The 17427-nt window shown below is 38.9% G+C and carries 17 protein-coding genes; 5 read left to right on the top strand and 12 right to left on the bottom strand.

Going from position 1 to position 17427, the window contains the following annotated elements; translation table 11 throughout:
* Positions 1 to 11: 11 nt before the first annotated feature.
* Both L1283_RS22740 and L1283_RS22735 read right to left on the bottom strand, forming a co-directional pair.
* Positions 12 to 1016, bottom strand: coding sequence for an NAD(P)H-dependent glycerol-3-phosphate dehydrogenase (locus L1283_RS22740; protein ID WP_145329130.1), 1005 nt, complete (start codon positions 1014 to 1016; stop codon positions 12 to 14).
* A gap of 89 nt (positions 1017 to 1105) precedes the next feature.
* On the bottom strand, positions 1106 to 1441 hold the full coding sequence (locus L1283_RS22735) for a Rieske (2Fe-2S) protein (protein ID WP_145329131.1): 336 nt from the start codon (positions 1439 to 1441) through the stop codon (positions 1106 to 1108).
* 68 nt (positions 1442 to 1509) lie between these two features.
* Here L1283_RS22735 and ychF point away from each other — a divergent pair, with 68 nt between their 5' ends.
* Complete coding sequence (ychF, locus tag L1283_RS22730; protein ID WP_075992480.1) at positions 1510 to 2610, top strand: redox-regulated ATPase YchF; 1101 nt, start codon at positions 1510 to 1512, stop codon at positions 2608 to 2610.
* Positions 2611 to 2933: 323 nt separating this feature from the next.
* Here the strand turns inward: ychF and L1283_RS22725 are convergent, their stop codons facing one another.
* Entirely contained in the window at positions 2934 to 3230 is a 297-nt protein-coding gene (locus tag L1283_RS22725; protein WP_046676248.1) for a YgaP family membrane protein, read from the bottom strand.
* A gap of 135 nt (positions 3231 to 3365) precedes the next feature.
* On the opposite strand from L1283_RS22725, the gene L1283_RS22720 reads away from it, so the two are divergent.
* Positions 3366 to 4211 (top strand): ATP cone domain-containing protein, encoded by an 846-nt coding sequence (locus tag L1283_RS22720; protein ID WP_145329132.1) that lies wholly within the window; start codon positions 3366 to 3368, stop codon positions 4209 to 4211.
* A 76-nt stretch (positions 4212 to 4287) separates the two neighbouring features.
* On the opposite strand, the gene ispE is transcribed toward L1283_RS22720, so the two are convergent.
* From ispE to L1283_RS22695, 5 genes are all read right to left on the bottom strand, one after another.
* Complete coding sequence (gene ispE, locus L1283_RS22715; protein WP_145329133.1) at positions 4288 to 5103, bottom strand: 4-(cytidine 5'-diphospho)-2-C-methyl-D-erythritol kinase; 816 nt, start codon at positions 5101 to 5103, stop codon at positions 4288 to 4290.
* 30 nt (positions 5104 to 5133) lie between these two features.
* Positions 5134 to 5661, bottom strand: coding sequence for an adenine phosphoribosyltransferase (locus L1283_RS22710; protein WP_046676245.1), 528 nt, complete (start codon positions 5659 to 5661; stop codon positions 5134 to 5136).
* Positions 5648 to 6610: a helix-hairpin-helix domain-containing protein gene (locus tag L1283_RS22705; protein WP_145329135.1), complete on the bottom strand. Its 963-nt coding sequence runs from the start codon at positions 6608 to 6610 to the stop codon at positions 5648 to 5650. The genes L1283_RS22710 and L1283_RS22705 overlap by 14 nt, the downstream gene beginning before the upstream one ends.
* Positions 6611 to 6717: 107 nt before the next feature.
* Positions 6718 to 8022 carry an efflux RND transporter periplasmic adaptor subunit gene (locus L1283_RS22700; RefSeq protein WP_120336006.1) on the bottom strand — a complete coding sequence of 435 codons (1305 nt, stop codon included), beginning with the start codon at positions 8020 to 8022 and terminating at the stop codon, positions 6718 to 6720.
* 22 nt (positions 8023 to 8044) lie between these two features.
* Positions 8045 to 9424 carry a TolC family protein gene (locus L1283_RS22695; protein WP_158638913.1) on the bottom strand — a complete coding sequence of 460 codons (1380 nt, stop codon included), beginning with the start codon at positions 9422 to 9424 and terminating at the stop codon, positions 8045 to 8047.
* 114 nt (positions 9425 to 9538) lie between these two features.
* On the opposite strand from L1283_RS22695, the gene L1283_RS22690 reads away from it, so the two are divergent.
* Complete coding sequence (locus L1283_RS22690; RefSeq protein WP_376747311.1) at positions 9539 to 10090, top strand: polysaccharide deacetylase family protein; 552 nt, start codon at positions 9539 to 9541, stop codon at positions 10088 to 10090.
* Here the strand turns inward: L1283_RS22690 and L1283_RS22685 are convergent.
* The 4 genes from L1283_RS22685 to L1283_RS22670 all read right to left on the bottom strand — a co-directional run bounded on the left by L1283_RS22685 (position 10087) and on the right by L1283_RS22670 (position 15165).
* A complete protein-coding gene (locus tag L1283_RS22685; RefSeq protein ID WP_145329137.1) occupies positions 10087 to 10884 on the bottom strand; it encodes a DUF4249 family protein in 798 nt (265 codons plus the stop codon). The two genes, L1283_RS22690 and L1283_RS22685, sit on opposite strands and share 4 nt — an antisense overlap.
* Before the next feature lie 6 nt (positions 10885 to 10890).
* On the bottom strand, positions 10891 to 13215 hold the full coding sequence (locus tag L1283_RS22680; RefSeq protein WP_145329139.1) for a TonB-dependent receptor: 2325 nt from the start codon (positions 13213 to 13215) through the stop codon (positions 10891 to 10893).
* Between the two features lie 137 nt (positions 13216 to 13352).
* Positions 13353 to 14279 carry an alpha/beta hydrolase gene (locus tag L1283_RS22675; RefSeq protein ID WP_312352700.1) on the bottom strand — a complete coding sequence of 309 codons (927 nt, stop codon included), beginning with the start codon at positions 14277 to 14279 and terminating at the stop codon, positions 13353 to 13355.
* Between the two features lie 4 nt (positions 14280 to 14283).
* Entirely contained in the window at positions 14284 to 15165 is an 882-nt protein-coding gene (locus L1283_RS22670) for a hypothetical protein (protein ID WP_145329141.1), read from the bottom strand.
* A 39-nt stretch (positions 15166 to 15204) separates the two neighbouring features.
* Here L1283_RS22670 and L1283_RS22665 point away from each other — a divergent pair, with 39 nt between their 5' ends.
* Together L1283_RS22665 and L1283_RS22660 are read left to right on the top strand one after the other, a co-directional pair.
* On the top strand, positions 15205 to 16098 hold the full coding sequence (locus L1283_RS22665; protein WP_429626467.1) for a DUF4377 domain-containing protein: 894 nt from the start codon (positions 15205 to 15207) through the stop codon (positions 16096 to 16098).
* Positions 16099 to 16351: 253 nt separating this feature from the next.
* The gene (locus tag L1283_RS22660) at positions 16352 to 17305 is read left to right on the top strand and encodes a glycoside hydrolase family 43 protein (RefSeq protein WP_145329145.1); all 954 of its coding nucleotides are present in this window, start codon (positions 16352 to 16354) and stop codon (positions 17303 to 17305) included.
* Positions 17306 to 17427: the final 122 nt, after the last annotated feature.

Raw genomic sequence — 17427 nt, 5'->3', positions numbered from 1 at the left:
TTGCTACTTTATTATGTTAATTTTTCGCTTAATGCTTGAATAATTTTAGATGCAGGAAGGTGTTCATACAAAATTTGGTGCACGGCATCGCATATAGGTAATTCCACTGCATATTTTTTTGCATATTCCTGAATACATGCCGAAGCGTAATACCCTTCAGCCACCATATTCATTTCCAATTGAGCAGATTGTACACTGTACCCCTTTCCAATCATATTTCCAAAGGTTCTATTTCGGCTGAATTGGGAATAGGCTGTCACCAAAAGATCCCCTAAGTAAGCCGAAGTATTCACATCCCTGGAAGTATCACCGTCCACTTTACCTACAAAACGACGCATTTCGCGAATTGCATTGGATACCAACACCGCTTGAAAATTATCACCATAACCTAAGCCATGGCAGATACCTCCCGCCAAAGCATATATATTTTTCAATACTGCACCAAATTCTATCCCTAGGACATCTTCCGAAAGAATCGTCTTAATGACCCTTGACGATAAAAAGGAAGCAACCAATGCTGCACTATCTAGGTTTTTACAGCCGAAAGTTAAATAAGACAATTTGCCTAAAGCAACTTCCTCCGCATGACATGGGCCACCAACCACACAGATCTGTTCAATATCTACCTCATATCGTTGCTCCAAAAACTCACCGATAATCAAATTATCTTTGGGAATAATCCCCTTAATGGCCGAAACGACAATTTTATTTCTAAAATCTTCCTTCGTAACATTTGCCAGAGCATCCTTCAAATAAGCCGCAGGCGTATTTAAAATGACAATGTCCGAATTCGTAATTACATTTTTTGCATCGGTATCAATCGTCGTAATACTAAGATCAACCGAAACACTGCTCAGGTAAGTCGGATTGTGTTTGAATTTTTCAATATATTCTGCATCTTCTTCCTTTCTTACCCACCAAAAAATATGCTTTTCTTGGTCATTTTCACATAGCATCTTGATCATAGCGGTAGCCCAACTTCCGCTACCAATTATACCAATCTTTTTCCCCTGCATGTCTTTAATTTGTTTTCGATAGCAAATATACTTATTTACTCATTAGATATACGATTCATGCGGTGAGATATGATACTTTCGTTACTTTCTTAAGCAAATAAACGTTGCCAAAAGCCTATTTCCAAACCAACATAATAGTCTTTATCTTCGAATTTTATGGGGTAAATAGTAATAAAATCATGCTGCTCTGGATTACCTCTTCCTGAAATTAAATCAAATTCATGGCGGTGAAAAGGACAGATTACTTTTCCACGTTCACACCAGCCATTTTTCAGTGGTGCTCCAGCATGTGGGCATTTTCGGGAGAACGCATAGAGTTGATCTTCAAACCAGGTTATGCAAATAATTTTCCCACCGAATTTATGTTCGCTGATGCCCTGATTTTTCAGAAATTCGGCATGTTCAATTTTGTACCAATGAACCATTCGACAAGATAGCTAAAAATTACAGTGAATTTTCTATCTTTGTGCAATTTCAAAAATTTGCACTATATATGGCTTTACAATGCGGTATCGTAGGTTTACCAAACGTCGGTAAATCAACATTATTTAACTGTTTGTCGAACGCGAAAGCGCAAGCGGCTAACTTTCCATTTTGTACAATTGAACCAAATGTTGGGGTAATTACCGTACCGGATGCCCGTCTCAATAAATTAGCTGAATTAGTCAACCCACAACGCGTTGTTCCAAATACAATCGAGATCGTCGACATCGCAGGTCTTGTAAAAGGAGCTTCAAAAGGTGAAGGCTTAGGCAACCAATTCTTAGGAAATATTCGTACAACCAATGCTATTATTCACGTTTTAAGATGTTTTGACGACGGAAACGTGATCCACGTTGATGGTTCGGTAGACCCGATCAGAGATAAAGAAATCATTGACACCGAATTACAGCTTAAGGATTTGGATACCGTTGTAAAACGTATCCAAAAGGTTGAAAAAATGGCTAAAACAGGCGGTGACAAAGACGCAAAAAGAACATTTGACATCCTGTCAATCGTTAAAGATCATCTTGAGGCTGGCAAATCTGCACGGACTGCAGCGATTGAAGCTGAAGATTTTGAGTTTATTCAGGATTTAGCATTATTGACCGCTAAACCTGTACTTTATGTGTGTAATGTAGATGAAGGCTCCGTCAACACAGGAAACGCTTATGTAGAACGTGTTAAGGAAGCCGTAAAGGACGAAAAAGCCGAAGTATTGATTATTTCTGCTCAGATCGAATCCGAAATTGCACAACTGGAAAGCTACGAAGAACGCAAAATGTTCTTAGATGACCTTGGGCTTGAAGAATCTGGCGTTCATAAACTGATCCGCGCGGCATATTCACTTTTAAATCTAGCAACTTATTTTACCGCTGGTGTACAAGAAGTCCGCGCTTGGACGATTGAGAATGGATTTACAGCACCTCAGGCTGCAGGTGTAATTCACACAGATTTCGAAAAAGGATTTATCCGCGCTGAAGTAATTAAGTATGACGATTTCGTCACGCTTGGCTCCGAAAATGCAGTAAAAGAAGCCGGAAAATTATCAGTGGAAGGGAAAACATATATTGTCCAAGATGGCGATATCATGCACTTCCGTTTTAACGTATAAGCACCCCGCCTGTTCAAACAGGTAAGCATAAAAAGAGGCGGACACTTTTGAAGTGTTCGCCTCTTTTTATGCTTTATCATCTCCTTTTTTATTGTCAAAACTATGCCCCACCTAGCGGACGGGCTATTACTAAATTCGCCTTGTAAGCACAGTGAGTCCACCATGAGTCCACGTTGAGTCCACCTTTTTACAGTACAGTCACTGTGCTCTCACCGTAGTCGAACTCAGCTCACAGGGCGAAGTAAATAGCGCATTGTTGTCAAGCAGACCTATAGAAGCCTCCACTAAAACACTTTTACATTAAGCTAGGGATACAAGGCTTGCTATTTAACAAAATAGCGATGCTCAATCACCTCTACTTTTTTGATATCCTTATCTTCTAATACTTTCTTAACATCACAATGGCCGGTCACGCCACGATAGATCAAAGCTCCACCAAGGGTTAGTCCAGACAATCCAGTAAGTGGAGATTTAAACAGTTTTTTAACACCCAAACCCAATATGAATCCGCCGGCAATCACCGACAGAACACGCTCAGAGGTGCCAATATTTTCTTCGATACAATCGTCTTCGATCTTTGTTTTTATCTTATCAAATGCAAAGTTTAGTAGGTTACTCATAATTATCTCTATTTTATTTATCGTACATGTTATAAACAAATGGTGCCCTAAAAAAGTTTAGGAATAGAATAATAGTTTTTTATGTTGTTTCTCCGACGACATCTCTTATATTCGTATTTAACAAATTAAAAATACATGCAAATTAAAAAATATTCTGGTGAATTGGTACCCTTTAATGGTGACTCGCTACGCCATTCGCTTTCTCGTTCCGGTGCCAATGCTGACCAGGTCAATCAGGTCTACGATAAGGTACTCAACGAAATATATGATGGCATTTCAACAAGAGAACTCTATCAGCTGGCCTTTGATACTTTAAAAACAGTACGAAATTCCTTTGCCGCACGCTATAGCCTTAAAAAAGCTCTGCGTGAACTTGGTCCGGAAGGCTTCTACTTCGAAAAATACATTGCTCACCTATTGCGATCCATCGGCTATGAAAGCACCACGGGACAGACCGTGCAGGGGCATGCTGTTTCGCATGAATTGGACGTTGTCGCCTATAAGGACGGCAAACTCATTACCGCGGAATGTAAATTTCGAAACGATATTGACGCTAAAATATCGGTCACAACGCCGATGTATTATCTTTCCAGATTCAACGATATTAGCAATATCAAGTATCAGTTTTTTGGGAAGCAGCTGCAGTTTCAAGAAGGCTGGCTGATTACCAATGCTTACTTCACCTCCGATTCGATTGATTTTGCTAAATATTATAATATCAACCTGCTCTCTTGGGATTACCCCAAAGAAAATAGCATTAAAAAAAGAGTAGATAAAGCAGTTTTTTATCCGGTCACTTGTCTAACAACTCTTTCAGACCTTGAAGAACAACAACTGCTCAAAAATCAGCTTATTTTAGTGAAAGATATCGTTAATAATCCCGAAAAATTGGATCTCCTAAACTTAACAAAAGAACGGAAAGAAAAGGTTTTAAATGAGGCTCGAGAACTCATAAACTATCAAGTGGAAGAAGAGTATTAATAACATACTAAAAAAGCGTTATGTATACCTGTTTGAACAGATAGACATAACGCTTTTTTAGTAATCGATAATATTCTTACAGCTTGGTTGGATGATAGATCTTGCCATATTTTGCAAGCCCGCTTAAATCTGTTTTTTCCCAAAATATGCCATAAATAGCCGCTCCGGAACCTGACATAGAAGCATAAATCGCTCCTTTTTGATATAAAGTTTCTTTGATTTCTTTCAACAATGGGTAACTCTCGAAAATACCGTCCTCAAAATCATTTCGAATATGAAACTTCCATTCTTGGATAGGCAAACGAATTGCTTCTTCCAAATTAACTTCGGGTACCTTAGGTTGTACACCAGCATAAGCTTCAGCTGTAGAAATATGAATATTGGGCATAATGACTGCAATATGGTAGCCATCCAAACTTAGATTTAAGTCTTTAAAATCAGTCCCAATACCTGTTGCAAAAACAGGATTATTTGCAATAAAAAAAGGGCAATCGGCTCCTAACTTTGCGGCATACCCCGCTAGTTGCTCTTCTGTAAGATTCAATTGAAAGAGTGTATTAAGCCCCTTCAAAACAAAAGACGCGTCCGCAGAACCGCCACCTAAGCCTGCTCCAATGGGAATTTGTTTGATCAAATCAATTGAAACGGGCGGAATGCCATAATCTTTTTCCAACAATTCAAAAGCTCTTATACAAAGGTTATCACGGATATTTCCTGGGATATGTTCTCCCTGAATATTTAGTGTTGTCTCCGTGCCAGTCGTATCCAATAATTCGATAATATCGTAAATTGGAAGTGGATAAAAAACACTGTTCAGCTCATGATAACCATCCGTACGCTTGGCAATTACTTGCAGTCCAATGTTTAGTTTAGCGTTTGCAAAAAGTATCATGTGAAATGCTCTAAATCGTATATTTTTAAATTAATAACTTACCAATGAAAAGATATTATCACTGAACCTGGATAATCTTCCTTTCGCCTTTAGGAAGTCCAAAGAGATGATAAAACTATAAGCGACGATCTCACCACCAAGTCTTTCAATAAGTTTACTGGCAGCAACGACAGTACCCCCTGTTGCTAAAAGGTCGTCGTGTACCAATATGCGGCTTCCTTTTTCAAAAGCATCTTCATGGATTTCAATCGTTGCCTGGCCGTATTCCAGAGCATAAGATTCAGAGACGGTCTTAAAAGGTAATTTACCTTGTTTTCGAATTGGAATAAAAGGCAAGCCCAGCCTATTGGCAAGTAAAAATCCAAATAGAAAACCCCGGCTCTCAATTCCAGCAATAGCATCTATCTCTATTCCCTGCAACTGATCAATAATCGCATCAACCATTTCGCTACACAATGCCGCATCTTTCAACAAAGGGGTAATATCTTTAAAGACAATACCAGGTTTAGGAAAATCCACGATATCCCGGATTTCCAGTTTCAATTTATCTTGAATCATTCTCAAATATTAAATAAGGCGCAATCTTCGCAATCGCAAGATCTGAAAGTGTTCCTATTTTTGTCAAATCTTCTATATTGACATAACTTCCATGTTGATCCCGATAATTGACGATTAGTTTCGCATCTTTAGGGCTAAGATACGGATGTTTAGCCAATGAAGCTGCATCAACTTTATTAATATTGATTTTTTTGATTCCATCTAAATTAGCTACAACAATATAGTCTTTAATTAGATCATACGTTTCAGCCGTAACTCCATAAACCTCCTTTAACTGTTCTATACGATAGAAACCACCCAGAACATCTTTATATTTCAAAATGCGTTTGGATAGAATCGAGCCTATCCCTTTAAGACTGATTAATGCGGTGGTATCGCAGGTATTAATATCGATCAGCTCTGCTTTATTTCTTTCAAATTTATCATACAACAAAGACGCTCTGTCCTGTTGTTTTGTTCGTTCCGAATCGGGAATTGTTTTTATTTGGATGTAAGGTTCTAATCTCTTGTAAAGTCGATCATTAATGGAGTAGATTTTCTTCAGGTCGGTTTTTACCTTAAATCGCCCCCCCTTTTTTTCATAGTTTTTCAGCACCGCGATCTGTTTATCAGAAAGTCCCAACTTATGCCAGTCAGCGTGAGGTAAATTATTTGGATCAAAATAAAATAGCTTTTCATCATTTAAATCTGGAGTCGGCGATATGGATTCCCTACCTTCGTTTTTATTCACATAGGGGCTGTTAAACTCCTGTTTGTCGGTTGGACTGGAAATCTCGATGGAATCATGAAAGGACTGTTCAAAAAGTTTGGCCTGATTAGGAATAGGATCCCTCGTATTACGTTTAATCAGCGTATAAATCGTCACAAACAAAACGATAATCACCAAAATAATGAAAAATCCATTTTGTTCTGTTTTACTAAATTTAAAATAAGCCAATAGCCTTTTCATAAGCTGCTAACAATTGGGTTGTTTAAATTTAATAAATTATAAGGAAAATAAAAAGGGAATTATCAAAAAACAATTCCCTTTTTATTAATTATTATCTACAAAGAGATTTATAACTTTGACTTATCAACTTTTTCAACTTGACTACCGTCTTTTAAGGTTTTGGAAATCGCATCAAATGGTCTAGAAACGACCTCGTCTCCTTTTTTCAATCCTGAGGTAACAATGATATTTTTATCATCCTGAATACCTGTCTTCACCAAAACCTGCTTAACTATTTTATCTTTTAGGACAAATACATATTCATCAACTTTCTTATTTGTATTTGTAGAGTCTTTATCATCAGAACGCACGGTCACCGATTGAATCGGTACAACCAGTCCTTTATCGTGTTTTGTAAATATCTGAACTGTTGCAGACAGTCCCGGTTTAAATGGCGATGCCACATTCTCTTTCATCAAGTCTTGATACGATTCTGCACTAATGCGAACTTTTACATTAAAATTTGTCACCTGATCTGTCGATGATGTCGCCGTAGTAGTCGTTGCAATGTTTTTAGACGAGCTAGCGATTTCGGTCACAACACCTTTAAACTTTCTGTCTTTAAAAGCATCGACTTCAATCTCAGCTTGATTCCCTACTCTTACATTGTTAATATCATTTTCATTTACATCGACATTAACCTCCATCGAACTCATATTGGCGATACGCATAATTTCTGTACCTGCCATCTGCGCCGTTCCAACCACACGCTCTCCCTTTTCGATAGACAAGAGAGAAATGATGCCATCTGATGGCGCGTAAATTGTCGTCCGATTTAAATTATCTTGCGCTTCTTTTACTGAGGCTTGTGATTGGTCAATACCATATTTTGTAGAACGCACTGTCTCTCTTTGCGCCTGGATAGAAGCCTGTGCTGCATAATATTCGGCCGAGCTCTTATCCATTTCTGAAGCAGAAATAACACGTTTTTCAAAAAGTTCCTGATTCCGTTTATAGGTAGCAGCTACATTTTTGAAATTTTCTTCCTGTTGTTTTAATTGCTGTTGTGCAGCGGCTAAATTGGCCCGCTGTGAATTCATTGCTGCAACAGAGCGATCATAACCAGATTGCAAAATATCTGGTTTGATCCGACAGAGTACTTGTCCTTTTTTTACAAAATCACCTTCTTTAATGTTGAGCTCAACAACCTCTCCAGATACCTCTGAACTCAGTTTAACCTCCACCTCAGGCTGAATCTTCCCACTTGCAGAAACTAATTCATCAACATCAGTCTCTTTTACTACATCCACCGCGACTTTAGTAATCTCTCCTTTGCCAAACCAGCCTGCTTTAAAACCTATAAAACCAAGGACTACCAAGAGCACTACTATAATCAATATAATTTTTCCAATGCTACGTTTTTTCTTTGCCATTTCTTTTGTTAGTTCAAATAGGTTAATTGTTATCGAATTGAATTGGATTTCCGAGGTAATAATCGATGATCTTTGATCTGAATATTACATTATATTTTGCTTGAATAAGGTCAAATTCGGCCTTATTTCGTTCCGTTTGAGCAGTAAACAACTCCAATGAATTCGCCATACCAATATCGTAACGTTCTTTTGTCGCCTTAAATGCTGTTTCAGCACTTTCAAATGCTACGGTAGCCGAGCGATAGCGTTGTTTGGCCGCATTCACATCCAGTACAGCCTGATTAACGGCCTTGCTTAAGTTATTTTTTGCTAATTGCTCGGAGGCTTCAGCCTGTTTAAAACCGATCTTTGCCTTTGCCACATTTACTTTATTCTGATTTCTTGAAAAAATTGGAATAGCAAGAGATAAACCGGTAAAAAAAGACTTATTATCCGATATCTGTTGGCCAAAAGGCACTCTAAAAAGGGTAGCAGGATCCAATGGATCTGTTTGCCTTGTCGTCGCAGACGAGTAATTCGTTCCATAACTCACGTTCAAATTGAGTGTCGGATAATAGCCCCCCTTCGCAATATCGATTTGTTTCAATGCGACCTCTTTATCCAATGCAGATTTGTGAATATCCGGCTGCAATGTGAGCGCTTTCTGGTAAACATCCACCGCATTTTTATCCACTGCATGAACCAATATAGATTCCAAGCTTGGACGTTCCAAGGAAATAGGCGTTTCAGGAGGCATTTCCATCAGCTGCTTCAAGGTCAACAAAGACATCTCGTATGAATTTTTCAAATTAACTTTGTTCAATTCATTTGTAGCAACCTGATTTTTTGATTTGGCAAGATCGGCAATTGTTTTATTGCCAACCGCAAACTGAATAGAGTCCAATGAAAATTGCTGTTTCGACAAAGCGATCTGGTCTTCACTCGCAACCATCATCTCATGGTTGGTAATCGCTTCCAAATAATTGACCAACACATTGAGCACAAGGTCATTCTTGATCTTATCCACCTGAGTCGCCGTAGACTCCAGTTGCAATTTATTCGCTTTGATCTGATTGATCTGTTGAAAGCCCTGAAATAAATTGACACTTGATCCCACCGAGCCACTGGTTCCTTTTGTCCAGGTGTTATTAACGATTCGTCCGGAAGTTAAATCGAAACCAAAGCCATAACGAAAACTTTGATCCACGCTAGCACTCAGGTTTGGCAATAAATTACTTTTTGCCTGAAACAAGTCCTGCTCAGCAAGATCTTTGTTCAGCGCCGCTTGTTTTATCTGTACGTTCCGTTCCAATGTCGTACGAATGGCTTCTGCCACTCCTACAACCTGTTGGGCTTGAACCAAATCATTAGTTCCTAGAAATAATCCAGTAAATACTACTGTAGAATAATAAAATCTTTTCATGTCCATATGTAGAACCATACATTTTTTTTTAGATTTGAACTTCATTTATCGGTTATGTATTTTGTCAAATCTCCATTTTTCCTTAGATGGCTATATCCCAAATCAATATGGAATATGCCACGTCATGAAAAAAAAGTCTATCTTACTTTTGACGATGGTCCAATTCCTGAAATTACACCTTTTATACTCGATATCCTAAAAAAATATCAGGCAAAGGCAACATTTTTTTGTGTTGGTGAAAATATTAAAAAAAATCCACATTTGTTTCAACGAATTTTAGATGAAGGGCATCAGGTAGGCAACCATACCTACAACCACCTCAAAGGCTGGGAAACAAATGATGAGCAGTATTTGGCAAATGTTGCGAAATGCCAGGAACTGACCCAGACTGATCTTTTTCGTCCGCCTTATGCCCGAGCAACAAAATCCCAACTCCGTCAACTCTATAAAAAATACCGAGTGATCATGTGGGATATTATGTCGGGTGATTTTGATCCGAATTTAAGTCCCCAGAAATGCCTGGAAAACGTTCTGCCCAACATTAAAAATGGCTCTGTTATTATTTTTCATGATAATATCAAAGCCATTCCTCGTGTCGAATATGTTCTACCTAAAACAATAGAGTTTCTATTAAAAAATCACTATCAGCTTTCGAGAATAGATTAAGGTTTACTTCTAGTAAACGTCACCTCAGATTCGTAATATTTACCTACACTGACACTGAAATACCCCAGTGCATTGTTGCTTAAATTTGAAATCGGATTAGCTGGCGAAGCCGAACCAGGATTAATCATTTGAAAACTATTCCAGTAATTGTAGGCGCCTACATCGATACATTGACGTAGGATACGCACACGATCACCAACTTTCAAATCTCTATCGCGGTCGACAATATCATGCTGCACTTCTAAGCCATTGTTATACTTATCGTCAAAGACATCAATAAAACGTAATTTACCTCCATTGACCGACATTTTATACTTATAATAGTTGCCTTTTTCTGGTGGATCGATAAATACGAGGGTCGGATAGTAAATCGTGTCAGTAAAAATAATTCGCTCTGAAAGCCCTATGGAATCCACGTCCACATAGCTGGGAACCTTTGATACCCCTTGGATCTCCCTTCCATCAGCGGTCTTTACCTGCAACTGGTAAGTGACCTTCTCCTGTAACCGTAATGTCTTATTGGTATATAGCCCATCAGCCCCCGCTTGAAACGTATAAGTGCGATTATTTTGCATATTCTTAACGGTCACTTCCGCATCAGTTATCGGAGAAAATAGAGAGTCTTTAATGCTTACAACCTTCTGTATACTAACCTCATGTTGTTGATCCGAAACCATCAAATCTGCGGTAATAACCAATTGACCTGTATTTTCGGGCAGTTCCAAATCTATTTTATCCTCACAGCTCGCTAAAGTAAATAATGCAACAGCTATAACTCCTAATATCTTCTTCATTCTTTGCTAAAATTTAAAATTCCAAGTAATCGATGGGATCGTCCCAAATAATGCTATCCGATAAATCTCGGTGACATTGGATTGTCCTTCTTTTTCTCTAAAGTCGATCAAATAAGCATTTTTTCGATTATAGGCATTATATAGACCAAACGACAAGCTCGAGTAGCTATTCTTTGTTCGCTTAATATCATAAGTTGCTGCCAAATCCAGGCGGTGATAAGCAGGCATCCGCTGCCCATTTCTTTTATCGTAATAAAAGATTGTACGATCGTCAACAAAATATTTCCCCGCGGGCATCGTTACAGCGTCTCCTGTATAGTAGACGAAATTTGCGCTTAAATTCCACTTCGGATTTAACTGATACTGCGCTACGATAGCTATATTATGCGTTTTGTCCTGACGTGCGTTAAACCATTGACCATCATTAATTTGTTCGAATTGCCGCTCACTTTTGGACAACGTATAACTCAGCCAGCCGCTAAATCGCCCCAGTCTCTTTTTCAGAAACCATTCAATGCCGTAGGCTCTACCTTTTCCAAACAGCAATTCTCCTTCCAGCAATTCATTTGCCTGTAGATCGGCACCATTCCTATAGTCAATCTGGTTCTTTAAATCTCGGTAATAACCTTCAACAGAGAATTCATATCTGTTGGATGCAAAATTCCGAAAGTAACCCAGCGAATACTGATTAGATAGCTGGGGCTTAATCGTATTATTGCTCAGCACATATTGATCTGTAGGAAGACTACTGGTTGTATTGCTCAATTGATGCAGGTACTGAACATTTGTATTGAAAGAAGCCTTTACCGTCGTTAAATCATTGATAGCGTAGTTTAAGGAAATGCGAGGCTCCAGATAGAAGTACTTTTTACCCAACTTGCCATTTCCCACATAGGTAGAATCTACGGCCTCACCTGCAGGAGCGAAGGTATAAAATGTACCCGGCCCCAATGTTGCGTAAGCAGATGCCCTCAGTCCGTAATTTAATTTTAAACGATCGGTAATAGACCAGTCATCGGTTAGATAAGCAGCAACATCAGCACCCTTGCGATGTTGAATTTGCAATGAATTCACCTTCGAATCTTCTCCCGCTTCGATACTTGCCGGTCGGATTTCCTGCAAGGCTGCCTGCAATCCAAATTTTAGATTGTGACGGTCCGAAAGATTGTATTGAAAATCTTGTTTAAAATTATAATTAAAGATGTCTGAACGAATTTTAAAGTTGTTATCATCCTCAATCTTAACCTGATAATTGAATTTGCTAAAAATAAGCGTAGTATTGCTAAACAACCTATTGCTCCACACATGGTTCCAACGCATGGTTCCAGTCGCATTTCCCCAATTGAAATCAAACAGATCATGATAAGCCATCGCGTCCTTGCCGAAATATCCAGACAAGTAAAGTGTATTCTTATCATTGATGCGATAATTTAATTTTGCATTGAGGTCATAAAAAAAGAGCGCACTCTTCTTAATATTCTCATCACTTGAAAGCTTTAAGAAAAGATCGGCATAGGTACGTCTACCAGAGATCATAAATGAGCTCTTGCCTTTTTGAATTGGTCCTTCCAATTTAAGACGCGAAGCAATAAGACCCAAGCCACCTTCTACATTGAAATGCTGGTTGTTTCCATCCAAGGTGGTAATTTCCATGACCGATGATATTTTGCCTCCATATTGGGCTGGAACACCTCCCTTGTAGAAATTCACGTCTTTGATCGCATCGGAATTAAAGGTCGAGAAAAAACCGAACAAATGGGAACTGTTATAGACAGGAGCCTCATCCAGCAAAATCAGATTTTGGTCACCACCGCCGCCACGCACATAAAAATTGCTGCTTCCTTCCCCCCCACTGGTTACTCCAGGAAATAGCTGAATGGTCTTGAGAATATCCTTTTCTCCAAATAGTACAGGAACTTTTTCGATTTCCTTAGGGCTAAATTGTGTCAACCCAGGGGTTAGATCCTTTATTGATTTGCGCCTATTTCCAGTTACGGTAACCTCAGCGAGCTGATTTTCCTCAGGTACCAACTGAATAATATAAGTGGAGTCCTTGCCAAGATGGACAGAAAATGCTTTCGTTTGATAGCCTACAGATGATACTTCCATTCCTTTGCCGGCATCACGGACAGACAAACTAAAAAAGCCATATTTATTTGAAGCGGTGGATTTTTTCTCTGTATCGTTTCGTATGACGGCGCCAATGATATTCTCACCGCTGATACTGTCCCTAACAAACCCAGAAATAGATTTAGACTGTTGACTATACGCTTGCTGCGCGCAGAACAAAATGGAAGAAAAACAAAATACAACCTTTATAGGTTTAAACATAATCAAGTGAAGTCAAAAATTTTGCTGAAAATAATAAAAAAGCCTTACAATTTGTAAGGCTTAATAATAAGTTTATAATTTGTTAGTTAAGGTCTCTGTTTAACAAAAATAGCTTTTTATTCATTTATGCCAAATATTTATCCATTTTTCTTTTCATTTTTCTTCGCTTGATCAAAATATCCCTTAAAAAAAGCCATTTGATAAACAATTGACCGAGACCAGTACTCCCAATTGTGTCCACCTTCACTTGTAACAAAGGTATGATTTATATTATGGTACATCAATTTATCGTGCAGTGCAACATTCACAGTATAGAAAAAATCTTCCTTACCGCAATCGATGATTAGGCGAAGTTTATTATTGATTAATTTGGGCACCATATTAATAACAACCCGATTATCCCATTCTTGCGGTACATCAGCGTAATTCCCAATGCGATCTTTAATTTCCCAGTTTAAGGGAAAAGGTCTAAAATCTACCCCACCAGCTGTACTTCCTGCAGCGCCATAGCTATCCTGATGTTTTATGGCTAGCGACAGCGCACCATGCCCACCCATACTTAATCCTGTAATTGCCCTTCCGCTCCGATCTTTGATCGTCGAATAATGCTGATCCATATAATCAATCAGCTCTTTGGACACAAAGGTTTCATATTGGTAGTTTTTATCATTCGCGACATCCCAATACCAGCTTCCAAAACCACCATCGGGACAAACGACCATATAACCATACTGATCCGCCAATGCGCTCACACTTGAATTTTTAACCCAATTGCTATAATTACCGGAATAACCATGCAACAGGTAAAGGACCGGATAACTGATTTTGTTCGAGTAATTTTGAGGAAGAATTACGACAGTCTTAATTGCTTTACCCATGGATGGGCTCTGAATGGACAGGGTGTCCACTTTAGCAGCAAAGGTGTTCGTGGGGGTACATAAAAATAAAACGAAGGCAATTAACATCAGTCTAATACCTCTCGGACAAAATAGGCAGTTTTTGATAGGTTCGGTTTGAGGAAAATTATGTTCCGAATAACTGAAAATAGGTCTAGTGTTTATCATAAATTTATTGATTTCTTTCAAAAAAATAAAGATAGGATTTTAAACCAAATGGACGCTCGCTAATTGTATAAAATCCATTTCCCTTGCTATCGAAAGCTATCGCTTCCCCTTGTGGCTCCACCTGATAAGGCAGAATAGCCGGCATTTGTTGGAGTACCTGTCTCCAGGATTCACTCAAGTTCCTCTGCCAATAGAAAATATGGGTAATATTCTTTACAAGCAACTGTGTACCCGTCGGATCTATAGCAGCAGCAGTAGCAAAAGTAAATGGCAGCTCCGCTACGCCATTTAAGGTAAAATACTGCTGTTTTGAATTTGTAAATACCGCCGCGGAATAAACAGTCGATCGAAATTCACGTTTAGATATTACATACAACATTTTGTCTATTGGATCAATCATAATCGATTCGGCATCTAAACGTTTCTGGCCCGGAAATTTAAGAAAGATCGCCCGAATTGACTTTTTCGGAATAAGCCCAGGATCATCAGCCTGAGGCTCAGGAAATACATACAGGCATGTCCAGGTTCTTTTCCCGGTATTGTTTCCGATATCCGCAAGGACGAGAAAATAGGTATCCCCAATTTTCACCCGATCGATATCCTCACAGTCGACGACAGATACCCCTTCGAGTGAAAATTTCTTCAGTAGTTTGGCCTGACGATCGATTAAATAGATAGTTGCACCATCACCACTATCATTATGCACCCAAAAATTGCCCTCCCGATAAGCCGGTGTGATACCCGACACCTCTTTCAGTTGTGGATCCGTCAATTCCCCAAGGGCAATTTGCGTTTTAAAATAATCCTTCCTATTTTGGCTGTAAACCTGCAGACTTAACAGAAAAAATACAAGTAGCAGGCACAGATTCACCCGTGCAATATTCATGTTTAAAGATACGTTTTTATTGATATTTACATTCTAATTATGAAGAAGCCTTCCACATACAGTTCATTACTCCTTTTTTTAACACTCTTACTCCCCTGTCAAAGCTTACTTGCCCAGAGCTCTTCATTTCGCGTAAAAGTAAAATCTGGTCTTCAGCAAACACCGCCGTATCTTGTCAAATACTACAACAGCAAAGATTGGGAGAAATTCTATGCCGAAATCTTGCAATTTGATTATGACCCAAAATTTGAATATGACATCAGGATCCTCAAACGTCAAAACGGTTCACATTCGACATATACCTTAGCCAAAACGATTACAAAATCACTATCGGAAAATACAGCGGTGGCCACATGGGAAGTTGGAGAAAACTACGTGAATGCCCAGAGCCTTGGCAAACTGAAATGTCTGCAGGTAAAATCTGACAAAAGGAATAAATGGGAGTACCTCACGTCAACAATTCAAGGATTCGATTACCAGGAGGGCTACCGTTACCGCATTCGCGTAAAACAAACGAAACAAAAAGATACAGACTCCGTCAGTTATAGTTTAATTGAAGTCCTATCGAGAGAACGTGCAAACGAACTGCCCAGTGTGGCTGCATTTCTTGCCCGTTTTAAGTGGAATCTGCTTCAGTTAAATGGAAAGGATGTTAGCTCTAGCAAAGCAAGTATCGGGTTCGATGCCAAAAATGGTACGATTGCCGGCACAACGGGATGCAACAATTTTTGGGGAAATTTTGCCATTAAAGACGATAAAATCAGCTTTCTGCACCTAGCAAGCACCATGCGCGCCTGCAATGGCGTAAATATCGAAAATGACTTTTTTCAAATTTTTGAACAAAAACAAATTCAGTTTGACATAGCCGAACAAACCTTAAATTTATATAACGACAGAAAACTAGTGATGATTTTTGGGTTAGAGCGAGAATAAAAAAACACCCAAAGTCTGGGAGACTTTGGGTATCTTAGCCATATTATTAACCTATTTTATGAAAAGTATTTATGTCATTTGGAAATGACATAAACAAATATGTGAAATAAATCGGAAACAATCGAAAGCATAATAAGATTTTAACAAAATTTTAACATTTCAAAAAACAATGAGACAAATGGGCATATAAATGATCCATTTAGGCATATCCCAATCAAATCTATCCCGTACCTTACAAGTTTAAACCGACATAATGATTAAAACATTTTTAACATCAACAACCTTACTTTTAACCGCGACACTTTTTGCCCAGAAGAATCCTGTTATCACGGGAAACTACGCTGATCCTGAAGGCATTATCTACGGCAATAAATACTGGATATTCCCGACCTATTCGGCGCCTTATGAAGAGCAGATATTCTTTGACGCGTTTTCATCTTCCGATTTGGCCACCTGGACAAAACATAGCCGTATCTTGGAGAACAGCAACGTTAAATGGGCAAAAAAAGCCATGTGGGCACCTGCGGTATTGGAAAATAAGGGCAAATATTATCTGTTTTTCGGAGCCAATGATGTGCATCAGGGCGAGATCGGAGGCATTGGGGTCGCTGTGGCCGACAAGCCAGAAGGCCCTTATACCGACCTATTGGGCAAACCCTTAATCAACGATATTATCAATGGCGCTCAGCCGATAGATCAGTTTGTTTTCAAAGATAAAGACGGCACTTTCTACATGTATTACGGCGGTTGGAAGCACTGCAATATGGTCAAACTAAAACCAGATTTCACAGGCTTGCTCCCTTTTGATGACGGGACCTTTTACAAGGAAATCACCCCTAAGGATTACGTCGAAGGACCATTTATGTTTATAAAAAATGGAAAATATTATTTCATGTGGTCGGAAGGTGGCTGGACAGGCCCCGACTACAAAGTCGCTTATGCCATCGCCGACTCGCCCTTTGGCCCTTTCGAGCGCATCGGGACAATATTGGAACGGGATCCTGAAGTCGCTGTTGGCGCCGGGCATCATTCAGTCATCAAAATACCCAACAAGGACAAATATTTTATTGTCTATCACCGTAGACCGCTTGGCAAAGATGGAGCCAATGAGCGGGTAACCTGCATCGAAGAAATGAAATTTGACAAAAATGGACATATCATACCTGTTAAGATGACCTTTACAGGTGTTAAACATCCATTAAAATAGCAGAATTACTTCTTTTTTGCAAACAACAAAAAAGGTACTGTTTTAAATTCCAAATATTTAGACAAAAAAGTATTTTTGTAATCTAAAGAAGTTCAGGTTCTGAACTATCTAGTGTAGTCTCG

It is taken from the genome of Sphingobacterium sp. HSC-15S19 (genome assembly GCF_050433745.1).
GTDB lineage: Bacteria > Bacteroidota > Bacteroidia > Sphingobacteriales > Sphingobacteriaceae > Sphingobacterium > Sphingobacterium siyangense.
This window is presented reverse-complemented; position numbering and strand designations above follow the sequence as displayed.